We start from the raw sequence: 15,859 nt of genomic DNA on the forward strand, positions 1-15,859 counted from the left end.
AAAGCCCGTGCCGTCGCTGTCGTTTTCCAAGCTGCTCCGTGTCGGTGAAGGTCGCATGGTCAAGCGGCTCAAGAGCATCGCCGACCACGTCTCGACCCTGTCTTCGGACGTCGAGAGCCTCTCCGACGACGAACTGCGCGGCAAGACCGCGGAGTTCAAGGAGCGGTACTCCGCAGGCGAGACCCTGGATCAGCTCCTGCCCGAGGCCTTCGCCGTGGCCCGTGAGGCGTCCTGGAGAGTGCTGTCGCAGCGGCACTTCGACGTGCAGGTCATGGGCGGTGCCGCTCTGCACTTCGGCAACATCGCCGAGATGAAGACCGGTGAGGGCAAGACACTGACGTGTGTTCTCCCGGCTTACCTCAATGCCATCTCCGGCGAGGGTGTGCACGTGGTGACGGTCAACGACTACCTCGCCAAGCGCGACTCGGAGTGGATGGGCCGCGTGCACCGCTTCCTCGGTCTCTCGGTCGACGTGATCCTCTCCGGCATGACCCCGGTGGAACGCCGCGCCGCGTACGCCGCGGACATCACTTACGGCACCAACAACGAGTTCGGTTTCGACTACCTGCGCGACAACATGACGCACTCGCTCGACGACCTCGTGCAGCGCGGCCACAACTTCGCCGTCGTCGACGAGGTCGACTCCATCCTCATCGACGAGGCCCGTACGCCGCTGATCATCTCGGGACCGGCCGATGCGTCGAGCAAGTGGTACGGCGAGTTCGCCCGTATCGCGCCGATGCTCAAGGTCGACACCCACTACGAGGTCGACATCCGCAAGCGGACCATCGGTGTGCACGAGGCAGGCGTCGAACTGGTCGAGGATCAGCTCGGCATCGACAATCTGTACGAGGCCGCCAACTCACCGCTGGTGAACTACCTCAACAACGCGATCAAGGCCAAAGAGCTCTACACCAAGGACAAGGACTACATCGTTCGCGACGGCGAGGTCATCATCGTCGACGAGTTCACCGGCCGCATCCTGGTGGGACGCCGCTACAACGAGGGCATGCACCAGGCGATCGAGGCCAAGGAGAAGGTGGAGATCAAGGCCGAGAACCAGACTCTGGCCACGATCACGCTGCAGAACTACTTCCGCCTCTACGACAAGCTCTCCGGCATGACCGGTACCGCCGAGACCGAGGCGGCCGAGCTCCACCAGATCTACGGTCTGGGCGTCATTCCGATTCCGACGAACCGTCCGATGGTTCGAGTGGACAACGGCGACCTGATCTACAAGACCGAAGAGGCCAAGTTCGACGCGGTCGTCGACGACGTCGTCGAGCGGCACGGCAAGGGCCAGCCGGTCCTCATCGGCACGACGAGCGTCGAGCGCTCGGAGTACCTGTCGAAGCAGTTCACCAAGCGCGGCGTCGCACACAACGTGTTGAACGCGAAGTTCCACGAGCAGGAAGCGACGATCATCGCCGAGGCGGGCCGGCAGGGCGCGGTGACCGTCGCGACCAACATGGCCGGTCGTGGTACCGACGTCGTGCTCGGCGGCAACCCGGACATCCTCGCCGACCTGAAGCTCCGGAAACAGGGCTTGGACCCGGTCGAGACCCCCGAGGAATACGAGGCCGCATGGGAGCCTGCGCTGGAAGAGGTCAAGGCGCAGGTCAAGGCCGATGCCGATACCGTGCGCGAGGCCGGTGGGCTGTACGTCCTCGGTACCGAACGGCACGATTCGCGCCGCATCGACAACCAGCTGCGAGGCCGCTCCGGTCGTCAGGGTGACCCGGGCGAATCGCGTTTCTACCTCTCTCTCGGCGACGAGTTGATGCGTCGATTCAACGGCGGCGCACTCGAATCGATCATGACTCGGCTCAACCTGCCCGACGACGTCCCGATCGAAGCCAAGATGGTGTCCAAGGCCATCAAGAGTGCTCAGACGCAGGTGGAGCAGCAGAACTTCGAGATCCGCAAGAACGTTCTCAAGTACGACGAGGTGATGAACCAGCAGCGCACCGTCATCTACGAGGAGCGCCGCCGCATCCTCGAAGGTGCGGACATGGAGGGCCAGGTCGAGGGCATGATCACCGACGTGATCACCGCCTACGTCGACGGTGCCACCGTCGAGGGCTACGTCGAGGACTGGGATCTGGAACAGCTCTGGACCGCGCTGAAGACTCTCTACCCGGTGGGAATCGACCACAAGGTCCTCTCCGGCGAGAACGAGGACGGCGAGAAGGGCGACCTGACCCGCGACGAATTGCGTGAGGCGCTGCTCGAGGACGCGCGATCGGCGTACGCCAAGCGCGAGGCCGAGATCGACGGTATCGCCGGCGAGAACGGAATGCGCGAACTCGAGCGTCGAGTTCTGCTGTCGGTTCTCGACCGCAAGTGGCGCGAGCACCTCTACGAGATGGACTACCTCAAGGAAGGCATCGGCCTGCGCGCGATGGCGCAGCGCGACCCGCTGGTCGAATACCAGCGTGAGGGCTACGACATGTTCCAGGGCATGCTCGACGGCCTGAAGGAGGAGTCGGTCGGCTTCCTGTTCAACCTGCAGGTCGAGGCCACACCGGCTCCGGCAGGTCCGGCAGCCTCTGCAGGTCTCGCAGTGGCTCCTGGACTGTCCTCTCCGGTGGGCTCCGGCCGCCCGGCAGCGACACCCGCCGCAGCACCTGCACCGACGGCACCTGCACCGACGGCACCTGCACCGACGGCACCTGCACCGACGGCTCCCGCACCCACCGCTCCGGCACCTGCTGCTCCTGCGGTGCCCTCGGCGCTGCGGGCGAAGGGTCTCGACGAGCAGGAAGACCAGAGACTGACCTTCTCCGGTCCGGCCGAGGGCGGCGGCACTGCCGTTCGTCGATCCGGGCCGACCCCGCCCGGCAGCGAGTCCGCGGCCGAGGGCACCCGCCGCGAGCGTCGCGAGGCGGCGAGAACTCAGAGCAAGGCCCCCAAGAAGGCAGCTCGCTCCAAGCGCAAGAGGTAGTACACGACGGTCGCGTCGCCGCGGGGCGACGCGACCCTCACCCCACTCGCAACGACGTGACCGTCCACCCGGGGCGGCGCGGGTCGATGGCGAGCTCGATTCGGCCCGCGAAGGCGAACATACGTGGGCCGCGAGTGTACGAGCCGAAGATCTCCGCCGAGACATCCGACTGATACGCCACATGAACTCGACGCACTGCGGCGAAACCGAGTCGCCTTCCTGGCGGTGGGTTTCGCACTATGGTCCGCACCAGGTCGATCATCGAGGCGGTGAACAACGGCGACAGCTGGTCTGCGCTGCGTCGACGATCGATCACCTCGATCATCATGCGCATCGCCCGGTCGGCACTCGAGCGCGCATCGGCGGGCACCGTCGGCCGGCCGGGAGGCTCGATGCGCCGTCGAGAACGGCTGCTGCGCACGGAGGGTCGGTGTCGGGCGGGCGGCGAATCGGTGATCGCCGCTGGATCCCACGTGTGCACGGCACCGGAGCTGAGCGGCGGCTCGAACGGAGCGGCACGCGAGAGAAAGCAATGATGTTCGGCGCGGAGTTGCGAGCCCGGGGCCGAGGTGTCCGCGATGTGCGGCGGGTCGTTCGATTCGATGACGCTCACACCGACATTGACGGTCCGAGCGCGCGTTCGGTTCCCGTCGAAACCCGGGAACAACACGCGACACGGTCCTCGAACGACCCCGAGACCGACATTCGTCCGCCACGTACTCTAGGTTCGAGCACACTGCGCGCTCGGCCACAGGAATCGGCGCGTACTTCACGCGAGGACGGGGACTGGAACACGCGATGGCGACCAGGCTGACAGCGCAGGATGCGTCGTTCTATTTTCTCGAGGCCAGTAGCAGCCCGATGCACCTCGGGTCGCTCGCCATCTTCCGGACTCCGCGCAGTGGATTCAGCTACGACCGTCTGCTGTCGTTGGTCGAGCAACGCCTGGCATTGGTTCCCCGGTACCGGCAGAAGGTGCGTGAGGTCGCCTTCGGGCTGGCCAGGCCGGTGTGGGTCGACGACGCGGATTTCGACATCACCTACCACATCCGCCGTTCGGCACTACCCAAGCCGGGTTCGGACGATCAGCTGCACGATCTGATCGCGCGGCTGACCTCGCGCCCACTCGATCGCACCCGTCCGCTGTGGGAGATGTACCTGGTCGAGGGGTTGTCGAAGAATCGTTTCGCCGTCTTCACCAAGTCTCACTCGGCGCTGGTCGACGGTGAACACGCGCTCGACGTCGGTCAGGTCATACTCGATGCCAGCAAGAATCCGCCGCCGATGGCCGAGGAACTCTGGATGCCCGCGCGCGAGCCCAAGGATTCGGCGTTGGTCATCGATGCTCTCACCGACTTGGTGGTACGTCCGGGGGAGAGCGTCGAGGCACTGCGCGGCGCGGTCCACGGCGCTGCCGGTGTCGCGGGTGGGGCCCTGCGGGCCGCAGCGAAGGTCGCGGCCGTGCTGCGCACCGCGACCCAGAGCGCGCCGTCGAGTCCGCTGAACGCCCCGATCTCGCGAAACCGCAGATTCGCGGTGGCCAAGACCGAGCTCGCCGACTATCGCAGAGTGCACAACAGGTTCGGCTGCTCGATCAACGACGTGGTGCTTGCTGTCGTCACCGGGGCACTGCGCAATTGGTTGCTCTCCCGAGGCGAGCCCGTCACGGCGTCCTCCACGGTGCGGGCCATGGTGCCCATGTCGGTGTACGTTTCGGTCGATCGGGTCGGTTTCGGAGATGCGGCCGATCGGCCGATCGATGCGACCGAGGAAGATCGCAGCGAGGTCTCGTCGTTTCTCGTCGACCTGCCCGTCGGTGAATCCAATGCCGTGGTGCGCCTCTCGCACATTGCGCACGCCACCGAGGCCCACTCCAAGCAGAGTCGCGGCGTCACCGCTCAGACCTTGATGCGGATCTCCGGATTCGCGCCTGCGAGCCTGCACGCGATGGGCGCGCGAGCGGGTAGTCGGCTGTCCCAGCGGGTGTTCAATCTGATCGTCACCAATGCCCCCGGACCACAGTTCCCGCTGTATGTGGGCGGTGCGCGCATGCTCGAGATGTATCCGGTGTCGCCGCTGTTCGAGAACCAGGCGATGAGCATCGGGCTGACGTCCTACGACGGCTACGTGTTCTTCGGGCTCAATGCAGATCGAGGTGCCATGCCCGATGTGGACGTCGTCACGGCGCTCCTGCACGAGGCGCTGGAAGAGTTGGTCGACGCGAGTAACGAATCGAGAGTGTGAGGTCTTCTGTCATGCGTGTCTACGTTCCGGCGACGCTGGAGTTCTTGAAAGTGCTGTCGGCGGAGGGCGAGTTCAGCCCGGTCTCGCGCACGGCCTTCGCGGTGACACCGACACTGCGTGAGGCCTATTCGTCCGGCGACGACGAGGAGCTCTCCGAGGTGGCGATGGGGGAGGCCGCCCGGGCCTCTCTGCGTTTGATCGCCGCAGCAGTCGACGACGAGACCGACACCGGGACAGTCGCCGAAGGGGTGGTGTACCGGAGGGCGGTGATCGCGGCCGATGTCGACGATCCCACTCTGCGTCCCGATCTGGACGACGCCGTCGTCCGCCTCAAAGAGCCGTTGCGGATGGATCAGGTCGCGTCGGTCCACGTCGATCTCGAAGGTGCCGAATCGGCGGTCGCCAAGGCCGTCGCCGCGGTCGATGCCGCGGACATGGGAGACGAGGATGCGGAGTTCGTGCTGGGAGATGCCGAGGATCACACGCTCGCGTGGTACGCCCCGCAAGAGTTGTCGTTTCTGCTCGAACTGCTGTGATTCCGTCGTGTTCGTTCGCGCACGATTCACACCGACACAGGTGTTCCCGAACCCGAACCTACGGTAGCGTAACCTCGATGACCGCAAGCGGTTCAGTATCTCGATCGAGGGGATGGAACACCCGATGGATCTGAAGAAGTGGCTGGAGGCTCCGGCGGCCGGAGTATCGGCCCCCAAGCGTCCGAGACTGAACATGGTGCGTGGTGCCTTCACCCGCATCACCACCCCCTTGTTGCCCGACGACTACCTTCATCTCGCGAATCCTCTGTGGTCGGCACGCGAACTCCGCGGCCGCATCGTGCGAGTGGAGAAGGAGACCGCCACGGCGGTGACCCTGGTGATTCAGCCGGGTTGGGGCTTCAATTTCGACTACCGGCCCGGTCAGTACATCGGGATCGGGTTGCACCTCGGCGGGCGATGGCACTGGCGGTCGTACTCGTTGACCTCCCCGCCGAACTGGGAAGACAAGCTGATCTCCATCACCGTCAAGGCGATGCCGGAAGGCTTCCTCTCCTCGCATCTGGTCGGCGGTGTGCCGCAGGGGACCATCGTTCGGCTGGCCGCCCCGAAGGGCAATTTCGCGCTGCCCGTGCCGCCGCCGAACAAGATCCTGTTCGTCACGGCCGGTAGCGGCATCACCCCGATCATCTCGATGCTGCGGGCCTTGGATCGCCACGGCGACATGCCCGACACCGTGCACATCCACTCGGCACCGACCGAGGACGAAGTCATGTTCGCGGCCGAGATCGCTGCGCTCGAGAAATCGCATCCGAACTTCACCTCGCATGTGCAGCTGACACGATCGGACGGCAAGTTCGCACTCGCCTCGCTCGACGAGCTCTACCCCGACTGGCGCACGCGCGACACCTGGGCGTGTGGACCGGCAGCACTGCTCGAGGAGATCGAGAAGACCTGGAAGCGAGAGGGAATCGAGGACCGGCTTCATCTGGAGCGGTTCGAGATCTCGCGCGCCGATACCTCCGGTGCCGGCGGCACCGTCACGTTCTCCAAGTCGGACAAGAAGACCACTGTCGACGGCGCGACCAGTCTGCTCGAAGCAGGCGAGAACGTCGGAGTTCAGATGCCGTTCGGCTGCCGGATGGGTATCTGCCAGACATGTGTGGTGCCGTTGACTTCAGGGCATGTCATCGACCTGCGTTCCGGTAAGGAACACAGCGAGGGCGACCGCGTCCAGACGTGCATTTCCGCAGCTGCGGGCGACTGCACATTGGAACTGTAGGTCTGTTTCTCGCACACTGCCTTCTCAGACTGTTCGGTTACGCTTACGTAGGTTGCCCACGTCGAAACCCGATATTTCGGGCACTGCACTCAACTGTTGGAGGACCCGGTGGCCATCACCGACATCAAAGAGTTCGCTCATCTCAGCGAAGCGGACATGGAAGCGTTCGGTCGCGAACTGGATTCGATTCGTCGAGACGTCGAAGACAGCCGTGGCGAGCGCGATGCCGCATACATCCGTCGGACCATCAGACTGCAGAGGTTGCTGGAGCTCGGCGGCCGCGCGGTGCTGCTCGGCAGCAAGTATCGGCCGGCGTGGATCGCCGGCACAGCGATGCTCAGTGTCGCCAAGATCATCGAGAACATGGAGCTCGGTCACAATGTGATGCACGGGCAATGGGACTGGATGAACGATCCGGAGATCCATTCCACCTCGTGGGAGTGGGACCAGACCGGGCCGTCCGAGCAGTGGAAGCGAGCCCACAACTACTCGCACCACACCTACACCAACATCGTCGGCATGGACGACGACATCGGCTTCGGCATTCTGCGCATGACCCGTGACGAGCCGTGGAAGCCGATCAATCTCGTTCAGCCGCTTGCCAACATCGTGCTGGCCACCACCTTCGAGTGGGGCATCGCGCTGCACGATTACGACGCGCAGAAGCAGCTGGACGGCGAGGACCAGAAGGGTCTGCTGAAGTCTCCGGCGAGCCGAGCCTTCGCGCGCAAGATCGCCAAGCAGGTCGGCAAGGATTTCGTCCTGTTCCCAGCACTGTCCGGCCCGGCCTGGAAGTCCACGTTGACCGCCAACGCGACGGCCAACCTGGTCCGTAATCTGTGGGCCTACGCGGTGATCTTCTGCGGTCACTTCCCCGACGGCGCCGAGAAGTTCACGATCGGGCAGTTCGAGACCGAGACACGCCCCGAGTGGTACCTGCGTCAGATGCTGGGTAGTGCCAATTTCGAGGCCGGTCCGGTCATGGCCTTCATGAGCGGCAACCTCTGCTACCAGATCGAGCACCACATGTTCCCGGATCTGCCGAGCAACAGGTACTCGGAGATCGCCGAGAAGGTGCACGCTCTGTGCGAGAAGTACGATCTGCCGTACACCACAGGATCACTCGGCAAGCAGTACTTGCTGGCGCTGCGGACCATCCACAAGCTGTCGCTGCCCGACTCGTGGCTGCGCGCCACGTCCGACAACGCTCCCGAGACGTCGTCCGAGCGACGATGGCGGGAGGGCGATTCGCCTACCGTCCACGCGCTTCGAATCGATCCGCTCACCGGGCAGCGCCGAGGTCTGCGTTCGGCAATGCAAGAGGCACGCGTGAGCTTGCGCAACGCCAAGAAGGAAGCCAAGCGTCAGGCCAAGAGCCTGCGTCGCTCGGGTGACCGCGTTTCGTTGTGAATCGTCACACAGATTTCCGCCACTAACCTACGGAACCGTAACTTACGATACGGTAGGTGACGGAATTGCACATGGCCTGATAACGCGAGCTGTGTGTTCACGACTGCCAGGAGGTTGTATCCCATGGCGATTACGGACGTCAAAGAATACGCGCATCTGACCGATGCCGACATCGAGGCGTTGGGCCACGAGCTCGACTCCATCCGACGTGACATCGAAGCGTCCCGCGGCGAACGCGATGCCCGGTACGTCAAGAACACGATCCGCCTGCAGCGATCCCTCGACATCGGTGGCCGGGCCGTGCTTTTCGCCAGCCGCAAGCGTCCCGCTTGGCTGGTCGGCACCGCCATGCTCGGGGTCGCGAAGATCATCGAGAACATGGAGCTCGGCCACAACGTCATGCACGGCCAGTGGGACTGGATGAACGACCCGGAGATCCACTCCACGTCGTGGGAGTGGGACAACACGGGCCCGTCGGCTCACTGGAAGCAGACGCACAACTACATCCACCACAAGTACACCAACGTGCTCGGCATGGACGACGACGTCGGCTACGGTCTGCTCCGCGTCACCCGCGATCAGCGGTGGAAGCCCTTCAACATCGGCAACCCCGTCTACAACCTGCTGCTGCAGTTGTTCTTCGAGTACGGAGTGGCGCTTCAGCACCTCGAACTGGGCAAGGTCGCCAAGGGTCGAGTGCCCCGCGAGGAATTCGAGCAGAAGCGGCGCGAGGTGCTCGAGAAGGTCGGCAAGCAGATCGGCAAGGACTACATCCTGCACCCGTTGCTGACCGGACCTGCCTGGAAGAGCACGTTGACGGCGAACATCGTCGCCAACATGATCCGCAACGTGTGGACCAACACCGTCATCTTCTGTGGCCACTTCCCGGACGGTGCGGAGAAGTTCACCAAGTCCGACATGGAGGGTGAGACGCAGGGGCAGTGGTACCTGCGTCAGATGCTCGGCAGCGCGAACTTCAATGCCGGTCCCGTCATGGAGTTCATGAGCGGCAACCTCTGCTACCAGATCGAGCACCACCTGTTCCCGGACCTCCCCAGCAACCGCCTGCGGGAGATCAAGGTTCGGGTGCTCGAACTGGCGGAGAAGTACGACCTGCCGTACACGACCGGTTCGATCGTTCACCAGTACTTCCTGTCCTGGAGAACCATCGCGAAGCTGTCGCTGCCGAACAAGTACCTGAGGGCGACCAGCGACGACGCCCCCGAGACTGCGTCCGAGCGTAAGTGGGCCGACGCGCCGGCGGGCCTGTTCACCGTCGATCCCGAAACCGGCAAGCGTCGTGGTTTGCGCACCGCCATCGCAGAAACGAAGAAGCGCAAGGGAATTCGCAGGCTGGTCGGTAAGGCCGCGTAAGTCCTGCACCGAATTGGAGCCTGGTGGCAACCGACCCCGAGCGGGTGGTTGCTACCAGGCTTCGTTCGTTCGAACGGCTTCGAGCAGGAGGCGCACCGCAGCAACACGTCGAGCTGCGTCTCCGGTGAGGGAGTCGAGGGCGCACTCGGGATCGGCGGGCGGGCCGAGGTGCGTGCATCCTCGGGGGCAGTTCTCGATCGTGTCGGCCAGGTCGGAGAACGCTGCGACGACGTTTTCGGGGGAGATGTGCGCCAGTCCGAACGACCGGATCCCGGGAGTATCCACCACCCAGCCGCCGCCGGGAAGCGGTAGCGCCACCGACTGTGTCGAGGTGTGGCGGCCCTTGCCGACGCCCGAAACCACCCCCGTGGCGCGATAGGCGTCGGGCACCAGCCGGTTGACGAGCGTGGACTTTCCGACGCCCGAGTGTCCGATGAGCGCGGTCACCGAGTTCGTCAGCATCGAGGTCAGCTCCGTGAGGTCCTCGGACTGGCCCGCCAGCACCACCGGTACGTCGAGATCGGAAAAGGCGGCGGTGAATTCTTCGGGGTCGGCCAGATCGCTCTTGGTCAGGCACAGAACGGGTTCGAGTCCGCCGACGTACGCCGCCACGAGTGCTCGTTCGACGAAGCCGGTGCGAGGAGGTGGATCGGCGAGCGCGGCGACGATGAGCAGCCGGTCGGCATTGGCCACCACGACGCGCTCGAACGGGTCGGTGTCGTCCGCGGTGCGACGCAACACCGTCCGCCGCTCGGCCACGCGCACGATGCGAGCCAGAGTGTCGACCTTGCCCGACAGATCTCCGACGATACCGACCTCGTCTCCCACCACGATCGGAGTTCGGCCCAGCTCGCGGGCGCGCATCGTCACGACCGGCCGTGCCGGGTCACCGTCGAGCACGCATCCCCAGCGGCCGCGGTCGACGGACACGACCATGCCTGCTTCTGCGTCGTTGTGCTCGGGTCGAGTCTTGGTCCGTGGTCGCGAACTCTTGCCCGGTCGGATCCGAACGTCGGACTCGTCGTACCGGCGCGCGGTCAGGAGCCGACCCCGCTCGGTGTCGGTGCGGACAGCATTGCGTCCCACAGCGTTTCGAAACCGGGGAGCGTCTTGGCGGTGGTGCTGATGTCGTCCACCTCGACCCCGGGTACCCGCAAGCCGACGATCGCGCCTGCGGTCGCCATGCGGTGGTCGGCGTAGGAGTGCCAGACGCCTGCGTGCAGCGGTGCCGGATCGATTCGGATGCCGTCGTCGGTCTCGACGGCGCGTCCGCCGAGTCGGACGATCTCGGTTGTCAGTGCAGCGAGTCGGTCGGTCTCGTGGCCACGTAGATGGGCGATGCCACGCAGAATCGACGGCCCCTCGGCCAGTGCGGCGAGCGCCGCGACCGTAGGGGTCAGTTCGCCGATATCGTGGAGATCGAAATCGATGCCCCGCAACGTATCCGGGCCCTCGACGGTCAGGATGCCTGCGGTCAGGTCGACTCGAGCGCCCATCAGGGTGAGTATCTCGCGGAATGCATCGCCGGGCTGAGTGGTCGATTCGGGCCAATTCGGCACGCGCACTCTGCCTTTCGTCACCACCGCTGCAGCAAGGAAGGGGGTGGCGTTGGACAGGTCCGGCTCGATGGCCCAGTCGATCGGCGCGACCGGGCCTGGGTGCACCCGCCAGGTGTTCGCGTCACCACCGGACTCGGGGGTATCGACTCGCACGCCCGCACGCCGCAACATCTCCACGGTCATGTCGATGTGCGGCATCGACGGAACGGGCTTGCCGATGTGGTGGATTTCGATTCCCTCGTCGAAGGCCGCAGCGGAGAGCATCAGACCGGAGACGAACTGCGAAGAGCCCGAGGCGTCGATCTCGACCGATCCGCCGCGCAGCGAACCGGTGCCACGCATCGTGAACGGCAGCGCGCTGCCGTCGATCTCGGCCCCCACCGCGCGCAGAGCGTCGAGGATCGTGTCGAGCGGTCGGATACGTGCCTGCTCGTCGCCGTCGAACGACACTTCGCCTGCGGCGAGCGCAGCCAGGGGTGGCACGAAGCGCATGACGGTACCTGCCAGCCCGCAGTCGACGGCTCCGCCGTGCAGCGGTGCCGGAGTCACCCGCAACGACGTCCTGTCGTCCTCCGCGGCCTCGATATCGATGCCCAAGGTTGTCAGGGCGTCGATCATGAGATCGGTGTCACGGCTGCGCAGGGCACCGGTGATCGTCGACGAGCCGGTGGCGAGCGAGGCGATGATCAGTGCGCGATTGGTGATCGACTTCGATCCGGGCAGAGTGACTGTCGCGTCGACGGGTGCGACGGCGGCGGGGGCTGTCCAATTGCTCACCCGTCCATCTTCTCTCATTCGGGATCAGCGCGCGGCGATGGGCGCGGATGTAGCGGCTGTGAGCCGGACGAGATCGGCCGGTGCGAGTTCGATCTCGAGTCCGCGCCGACCTCCACTGCACAGAATCGTCTCGAAACCGAGGGCCGAGACGTCGATCACGGTGGGCAGGGATTTGCGTTGGCCGAGAGGTGAGATACCGCCGAAGACGTACCCGGAGGAGCGCTCGGCGGCAGTCCTGTCGGCCATCGTGATCTTTCTGGTGGACAGCGCGGCGGCCGCGGCCTTGAGCGAGAGCGTCGTCGTCACCGGGACGATCGCCACCGCCAGCGAGCGATCCGCTCGTTCGACGACGAGAGTCTTGAAGACCTGTTCGGGCCGAACGCCGAGTCGTTCGACGAGTATCTGTGCCGCCTCCTCGCCGTAGGACTGCGCCCGTGCGTCGTGGTCGTACGAATGCACGGTGTGCGCCACTTTTCGTGCGGTGAGCAGCGCGAGAGCAGGTGTGGACGCAGCCATTCACGGGACTCTAGCGATCGGGCGGGAACACGGCGGCACGACGCCGTGTTGTGCAACAACAGATACGAATGCAGGTGGAAGGAATGACGAATGGCAGTGCTGACCGCGGGACGTCCCCTCGCGCTGAAGGGGGTGATCTCTTCGCAGAAGTCGACTTCGGGCGCGGTAGCCTGGGCGGTGGAAGCTATCGAAGGGATCAGCGTGACAGAAGCCAGCAATCCCGTCGCTGACGTGGACGACGAGAAGGCGATCGCGGAGCGCAGAGCTGCCGAGACCGAGGCGCAGTTGACCGAGCGCTTCGAGCGCGACGCGCTGCCGATGCTCGATCAGCTCTACGGCGCAGCTCTGCGTATGACGCGCAACCCCGCCGACGCCGAGGATCTGGTTCAGGAGACGTTCGTGAAGGCCTACTCGGCTTTCCGGTCGTTCCGTGAGGGCACGAACCTCAAGGCGTGGCTGTACCGAATTCTCACCAACACCTACATCAACTCCTACCGCAAGAAGCAGCGTCAGCCCGCTCAGTACCCGACCGACGAGATCAGTGACTGGCAGCTCGCCGCCACCGCCGAACACACGTCGACGGGGCTGCGTTCCGCCGAGGTCGAGGCTCTGGACGCGTTGCCGGACGACGACATCAAGGCGGCGCTGCAGTCTCTTCCCGAAGAATTTCGGATGGCTGTCTACTACGCCGACGTCGAGGGGTTCCCGTACAAGGAGATCGCCGAGATCATGGGCACTCCCATCGGCACGGTGATGTCGCGTCTGCACCGCGGACGCAAGCAGCTGCGGGGCCTGCTGGCAGGGGTTGCACGCGAGCGTGGTTTCAACCGGGACGGCGCAGTCGACCGGCACGAGCAGGAGGTAGTCCAGTGACGGGCACCGGAAAGATCGACGGCGGGAACGACGGCGACGCACAGTTCGAGCGCCTCGACTGCTCGGCGGTGATCGCGGACGTGTGGGTGATGCTCGACAACGAATGCGACGAAGCGAGCCGATCCCGTCTGCAGAAGCACATCGACGAATGCGGATCGTGCTTCGAGGCCTACGGAATCGAAGAGAAGGTCAAGCGGCTGATCTCACGCAAGTGCGGGGGAGACCAGGCACCGGCCGGGTTGCGCGAACGACTCAGCGTCGAAATTCGACGAACCGTGCTGATCCGCCAGACGGACTCCGAGTAGTCGCAGTTCCTACTCACAAACGACGAGGGGCCGAGAAGCAGTCGCTTCTCGGCCCCTCGCGGCTTGTGGCAAACCGTCAGCTGTTGGGACGTTTGCCGTGGTTGGCCTTGTTGCCCTTACGAGCACGCTTCTTACGTCCACGCTTTCCCATGATGGGCTCCTCTCGTTTGTTCACTACAGTCTCCCACGTGTGATTGGCTTACTGTGACGGGCCTGGTCTCATATGGGTGTCCAGCGCAGTTCGTGGTGACGTGAGAGAGGGGTTCGCCGATGTCCGAGGACGTTCGCGCGGAAATGGTGTCCACTGTGTTTCAGGTGGTCGTGGCGCGAGGCGATGCCGTCGAGGTCGGTGACACCCTCGTGATCCTGGAATCGATGAAGATGGAAATTCCGGTGCTGGCCGAGACCGCAGGGACGGTCACGTCGGTGGACGTCGCGGTGGGCGACGTCATTCAGCAGGGCGACCTCATCGCCGTCGTGTCCTGAGCAACGATCACGTGAGATCTCGTGTCGACCCTCAGTGACCTTCTGGCCGAGCACACCGACCTCCCCGGTGTTGCGGTGGACCATCTCCAACGCGTCGTAGGCGAGTGGCAGCTGCTGGCCGACCTCTCGTTCGCCGATGTGCTGCTGTGGGTCGGCACGGACGACGTCTCCAGTGGGACTGCCGACGTGCTGTGTGTGGCCCAGTGCCGGCCGACGACCGCGCCCACGGTCTTCACTCACGACATCGTGGGAACGACGATCTCCGAATCCGAGCACCCCGATGTGATGGTCGCGCTGCAGCAGCGGAAGATCGTGCACGGAGGCGTGGTGACGCGAACCGAGAGCATCCCGGTGCGTTGCGGAGAGCACGTCATCGCGGTGCTGACCCGCGATACCAATCCCGCGCAGCTTCGACCGCCGAGCGCCCTCGAGGTGGCGTATCGAGAATGCGCCGACGACCTGTGTCTGATGATCAGCGAAGGCACGTTTCCCACCCCCGAAGAGCGCACCGATGTGAACTCGTCCCCCCGTGCAGGCGACGGATTCATTCGCGTCGACACCGAGGGGCTGGTGGACTACGCCAGTCCCAACGCCCTCTCGGCGTACCACCGGATGGGATTGACGACCGAGCTGTCCGGCCGGGATCTGGCGTCGGTCACGCGGTCGCTGGTCACCGACCCTTTCGACTCGCAGGAAGTGGCCGATCACATCAGGTCGTCGCTCAACGGCAACGTGGGACATCGGATGGAGGTCGATGCCCGCGGTGCCACAGTTCTCGTGCGCACGCTGGCCCTGCAGCCGCGCGGAAGGTCTGCCGGGGCGGCCGTGTTGATCCGCGACGTCACCGAGGTCAAGCGCCGCGATCGTGCTCTGCTCAGCAAGGACGCGACCATCCGGGAGATCCACCATCGGGTGAAGAACAACTTGCAGACGGTGGCGGCGCTGCTCCGACTTCAGTCGCGCCGACTCGAGAACGAGGAAGCGCGCACGGCGTTGTCCGAGTCGGTCCGTCGAGTCACGTCCATTGCACTCGTGCACGAAATGCTGTCGATGTCGGTGGACGAGGAAGTGGACCTCGACGAGATCGTCGATCGATTGGTGCCGATCATGCTGGATATAGCCACGGTCAATCCGAGGGTGCGAGTGGTGCGCGAGGGCAAACTCGGAGTCTTCTCGGCCGAACGCGCGACGCCCTTGGTGATGGTGCTCACAGAGCTGGTGCAGAACGCGATGGAGCATGGATTCGACGCCGGGTCGGCCGGTGTCGTCCGAATCGGAGCCGACCGGTCCGCGAAATGGCTGGATGTGGTCATCCACGACGACGGGCGCGGTCTGCCCACCGGGTTCTCTCTGGAACGTTCGGACGGCCTCGGACTGCAGATCGTGCGCACTCTGGTCTCGGTGGAGCTGAACGGATCGCTGGGTCTGCATCCCGCGGCGGGTGGGGGAACCGACGCGATGCTGAGGGTTCCTCTGGGACGGCGTGTGCCCAGGCCCTGATGCACGTTCGGTGAACAGTGCGTAACGGGCTCTTCGACCGCCAGAGGGACGCTGGAGGCCCGTGGAACGCAGAAAGCCCGGTATCCGCTACAGCG

The 15,859-nt window shown here is 64.8% G+C and carries 15 protein-coding genes; 10 read left to right on the forward strand and 5 right to left on the reverse strand.

Annotated features, from left to right (window positions below; translation table 11 throughout):
* The first annotated feature begins 7 nt into the window (after nucleotides 1–7).
* Nucleotides 8–2,944 (forward strand): preprotein translocase subunit SecA, encoded by a 2,937-nt coding sequence (gene secA / locus CH256_RS23780; protein WP_094670834.1) that lies wholly within the window; start codon nucleotides 8–10, stop codon nucleotides 2,942–2,944.
* A gap of 37 nt (nucleotides 2,945–2,981) precedes the next feature.
* Here the strand turns inward: secA and CH256_RS23785 are convergent, their stop codons facing one another.
* On the reverse strand, nucleotides 2,982–3,557 hold the full coding sequence (locus CH256_RS23785; protein WP_143536659.1) for an Rv3235 family protein: 576 nt from the start codon (nucleotides 3,555–3,557) through the stop codon (nucleotides 2,982–2,984).
* Between the two features lie 185 nt (nucleotides 3,558–3,742).
* On the opposite strand from CH256_RS23785, the gene CH256_RS23790 reads away from it, so the two are divergent.
* The 5 genes from CH256_RS23790 to CH256_RS23810 all read left to right on the forward strand — a co-directional run bounded on the left by CH256_RS23790 (nucleotide 3,743) and on the right by CH256_RS23810 (nucleotide 9,748).
* Nucleotides 3,743–5,188 (forward strand): WS/DGAT/MGAT family O-acyltransferase, encoded by a 1,446-nt coding sequence (locus tag CH256_RS23790; RefSeq protein ID WP_068045666.1) that lies wholly within the window; start codon nucleotides 3,743–3,745, stop codon nucleotides 5,186–5,188.
* An 11-nt stretch (nucleotides 5,189–5,199) separates the two neighbouring features.
* Nucleotides 5,200–5,724, forward strand: coding sequence for a DUF6912 family protein (locus tag CH256_RS23795; RefSeq protein WP_068045663.1), 525 nt, complete (start codon nucleotides 5,200–5,202; stop codon nucleotides 5,722–5,724).
* Between the two features lie 124 nt (nucleotides 5,725–5,848).
* On the forward strand, nucleotides 5,849–6,964 hold the full coding sequence (locus CH256_RS23800; protein WP_094642485.1) for a ferredoxin reductase: 1,116 nt from the start codon (nucleotides 5,849–5,851) through the stop codon (nucleotides 6,962–6,964).
* Nucleotides 6,965–7,072: 108 nt separating this feature from the next.
* The gene (locus CH256_RS23805; protein WP_068045660.1) at nucleotides 7,073–8,374 is read left to right on the forward strand and encodes a fatty acid desaturase family protein; all 1,302 of its coding nucleotides are present in this window, start codon (nucleotides 7,073–7,075) and stop codon (nucleotides 8,372–8,374) included.
* Nucleotides 8,375–8,497: 123 nt separating this feature from the next.
* Nucleotides 8,498–9,748, forward strand: a complete 1,251-nt coding sequence (locus tag CH256_RS23810) for a fatty acid desaturase family protein (protein ID WP_094670836.1) — start codon at nucleotides 8,498–8,500, stop codon at nucleotides 9,746–9,748.
* Nucleotides 9,749–9,799: 51 nt separating this feature from the next.
* Here CH256_RS23810 and rsgA read toward each other — a convergent pair whose 3' ends face one another.
* The 3 genes from rsgA to ybaK are packed head-to-tail and all read right to left on the reverse strand — an operon-like array spanning nucleotide 9,800 to nucleotide 12,600.
* On the reverse strand, nucleotides 9,800–10,834 hold the full coding sequence (gene rsgA / locus CH256_RS23815; RefSeq protein ID WP_068045653.1) for a ribosome small subunit-dependent GTPase A: 1,035 nt from the start codon (nucleotides 10,832–10,834) through the stop codon (nucleotides 9,800–9,802).
* Nucleotides 10,786–12,102, reverse strand: a complete 1,317-nt coding sequence (gene aroA, locus CH256_RS23820) for a 3-phosphoshikimate 1-carboxyvinyltransferase (protein WP_094670838.1) — start codon at nucleotides 12,100–12,102, stop codon at nucleotides 10,786–10,788. The genes rsgA and aroA overlap by 49 nt, the downstream gene beginning before the upstream one ends.
* 6 nt (nucleotides 12,103–12,108) lie before the next feature.
* A complete protein-coding gene (ybaK, locus tag CH256_RS23825) occupies nucleotides 12,109–12,600 on the reverse strand; it encodes a Cys-tRNA(Pro) deacylase (protein WP_094642310.1) in 492 nt (163 codons plus the stop codon).
* Between the two features lie 90 nt (nucleotides 12,601–12,690).
* On the opposite strand from ybaK, the gene CH256_RS23830 reads away from it, so the two are divergent.
* Both CH256_RS23830 and rsrA read left to right on the forward strand, forming a co-directional pair.
* Nucleotides 12,691–13,473, forward strand: coding sequence for a sigma-70 family RNA polymerase sigma factor (locus CH256_RS23830; protein WP_094642309.1), 783 nt, complete (start codon nucleotides 12,691–12,693; stop codon nucleotides 13,471–13,473).
* Nucleotides 13,470–13,778 carry a mycothiol system anti-sigma-R factor gene (gene rsrA / locus CH256_RS23835; protein ID WP_255183292.1) on the forward strand — a complete coding sequence of 103 codons (309 nt, stop codon included), beginning with the start codon at nucleotides 13,470–13,472 and terminating at the stop codon, nucleotides 13,776–13,778. The genes CH256_RS23830 and rsrA overlap by 4 nt, the downstream gene beginning before the upstream one ends.
* Nucleotides 13,779–13,854: 76 nt before the next feature.
* Here rsrA and CH256_RS29055 read toward each other — a convergent pair whose 3' ends face one another.
* On the reverse strand, nucleotides 13,855–13,929 hold the full coding sequence (locus CH256_RS29055) for a 50S ribosomal protein bL37 (RefSeq protein ID WP_370878772.1): 75 nt from the start codon (nucleotides 13,927–13,929) through the stop codon (nucleotides 13,855–13,857).
* A gap of 119 nt (nucleotides 13,930–14,048) precedes the next feature.
* Here CH256_RS29055 and CH256_RS23840 point away from each other — a divergent pair, with 119 nt between their 5' ends.
* Both CH256_RS23840 and CH256_RS23845 read left to right on the forward strand, forming a co-directional pair.
* Nucleotides 14,049–14,264, forward strand: coding sequence for a biotin/lipoyl-binding carrier protein (locus tag CH256_RS23840; protein WP_008717734.1), 216 nt, complete (start codon nucleotides 14,049–14,051; stop codon nucleotides 14,262–14,264).
* 21 nt (nucleotides 14,265–14,285) lie between these two features.
* Complete coding sequence (locus tag CH256_RS23845) at nucleotides 14,286–15,764, forward strand: sensor histidine kinase (RefSeq protein ID WP_068045643.1); 1,479 nt, start codon at nucleotides 14,286–14,288, stop codon at nucleotides 15,762–15,764.
* Nucleotides 15,765–15,859: the final 95 nt, after the last annotated feature.

Origin of the sequence: Rhodococcus sp. 05-2254-6, assembly GCF_002258565.1 — a bacterium.
Lineage (GTDB): Bacteria > Actinomycetota > Actinomycetes > Mycobacteriales > Mycobacteriaceae > Rhodococcoides.

Coding starts and splice junctions, on each gene's coding strand:
- CH256_RS23790 (WP_068045666.1), top strand. CDS start 3,743: ATGGCGACCAGGCTGACAGCGCAGGATGCGTCGTTCTATTTTCTCGAG.
- CH256_RS23795 (WP_068045663.1), top strand. CDS start 5,200: ATGCGTGTCTACGTTCCGGCGACGCTGGAGTTCTTGAAAGTGCTGTCG.
- CH256_RS23800 (WP_094642485.1), top strand. CDS start 5,849: ATGGATCTGAAGAAGTGGCTGGAGGCTCCGGCGGCCGGAGTATCGGCC.
- CH256_RS23810 (WP_094670836.1), top strand. CDS start 8,498: ATGGCGATTACGGACGTCAAAGAATACGCGCATCTGACCGATGCCGAC.
- aroA (WP_094670838.1), bottom strand. CDS start 12,102: ATGAGAGAAGATGGACGGGTGAGCAATTGGACAGCCCCCGCCGCCGTC.
- ybaK (WP_094642310.1), bottom strand. CDS start 12,600: ATGGCTGCGTCCACACCTGCTCTCGCGCTGCTCACCGCACGAAAAGTG.
- CH256_RS23830 (WP_094642309.1), top strand. CDS start 12,691: ATGGCAGTGCTGACCGCGGGACGTCCCCTCGCGCTGAAGGGGGTGATC.
- CH256_RS23840 (WP_008717734.1), top strand. CDS start 14,049: ATGTCCGAGGACGTTCGCGCGGAAATGGTGTCCACTGTGTTTCAGGTG.